General features: G+C 73.0%; 1 protein-coding gene and 1 pseudogene. Both read left to right on the top strand.

The features are described 5' to 3' along the window. Positions 1-127: pseudogene (locus tag GWK61_RS54585) on the top strand (LamB/YcsF family protein); the annotation flags it as partial. A 15-nt stretch (positions 128-142) separates the two neighbouring features. Next, positions 143-793, top strand: coding sequence for an L-threonylcarbamoyladenylate synthase (locus GWK61_RS54580; protein WP_194922292.1), 651 nt, complete (start codon positions 143-145; stop codon positions 791-793). The last annotated feature ends 575 nt before the right edge of the window (positions 794-1,368 follow it).

Raw genomic sequence — 1,368 nt, 5'->3', positions numbered from 1 at the left:
GAAGGCTTCGGCCGTTGGCGGCTCGGAGACGATGACGCCCTGCTGGAGCTGGTCACCAGCGCCAACGTCGCCTGCGGCTTCCACGCCGGCGATCCCTCCACCATGCGCCGGGTCTGTGCGGCGGCCAGTAGACTCACGGCCCATGAGCCGCCGTTTCGACTGCACCGACCCCGAGCAGCGCAAGACCGGACTGCGGGAGGCCGCCAGCGCCGTCCGGCGCGGGGAGCTGGTCGTGCTGCCGACCGACACGCTGTACGGCATCGGGGCGGACGCGTTCACCAACTGGGCCGTGCGCGCGCTGCTGGAGGCCAAGGGCCGCGGCCCGGCGATGCCGAGCCCGGTGCTGGTGCCCTCCCCGGCGACCCTGCACGGCCTGGTGGCGGGCATGCCCTCGGTCGGCTGGGAACTCGTCGACGCCTTCTGGCCCGGCGGCCTGACCCTGGTGGCGATGCACCAGCCCACGCTCACCTGGGACATCGGCGAGACCCGCGGCACGGTCGCGGTCCGCATGCCGCTGCACCCGGTGGCGATCGAGCTGCTGACCGAGACCGGCCCGATGGCCGTCTCCAGCGCCAACAAGTCCGGCATGCCACCCGCCCGCACCGCCATCGATGCCCAGGACCAGCTCGGCGACGCGGTCTCGGTCTACCTGGACGCCGGCCCCGTCGGCGACGAAGCCGGCGCCAGCTCCATCGTGGACATCACCGGCACCGCACCAGTCCTGCTCCGCGAAGGCGCCCTCACCTTCGAACAACTCCTGGAAGTAGCCCCGACCCTCACCCGCGCCGAGTAACCTGCGGCCGGTCGACCAGTCCGACGGCCGAAGGCGCAGGGAGGAGCAGGGTGGCGAATCAGGGAACGGGTACCGGCGGGCACGACGAGGCCGGGGCGGCTGAGGCGCCGGCTGAGGGCGAGGCGGAGGCCGAGATAGCCGGCGCGGCTGCGGATGCCGCCGGTGCCATCGCCGCCGACTCTGGACCCGCTGCCACTGCTCGGATGACCGCCGCGCCTGCTGCCGACGCTGCGCCTGCTGGAGCCGCCGCCGATCCGACTGCCGCTGGCCCTGAAGCCGCTGCCGCTGCTCGGATGACCGCCATGCCTGCTGCCGACTCCGATGCTGCGCCCGCTGGGCCGGATGCCGCCGGTGGTGCCCTGTTTGCCGCCGCTGCTCCGACTGCAGGTGCTGCTGTTGCCGCCGCTGGGCCCGCTGCTCGGATGACTGCCGCCAGTGATGCCCCGACTGCCGCCGCCGGTGCCGCTGCTGCCGAGCCAACCTCAACTGCCGTCGCGAGCGAATCGCCCACGGCGGATGGCGATCAGGCAAGCCAGCTTGCTGAGCTAGCCGAAGCGCAGCCCACCATCCACATC

The organism is Catenulispora rubra (assembly GCF_015356825.1).
Taxonomy (GTDB): Bacteria; Actinomycetota; Actinomycetes; order Streptomycetales; family Catenulisporaceae; genus Catenulispora; species Catenulispora rubra.
This window is presented reverse-complemented; position numbering and strand designations above follow the sequence as displayed.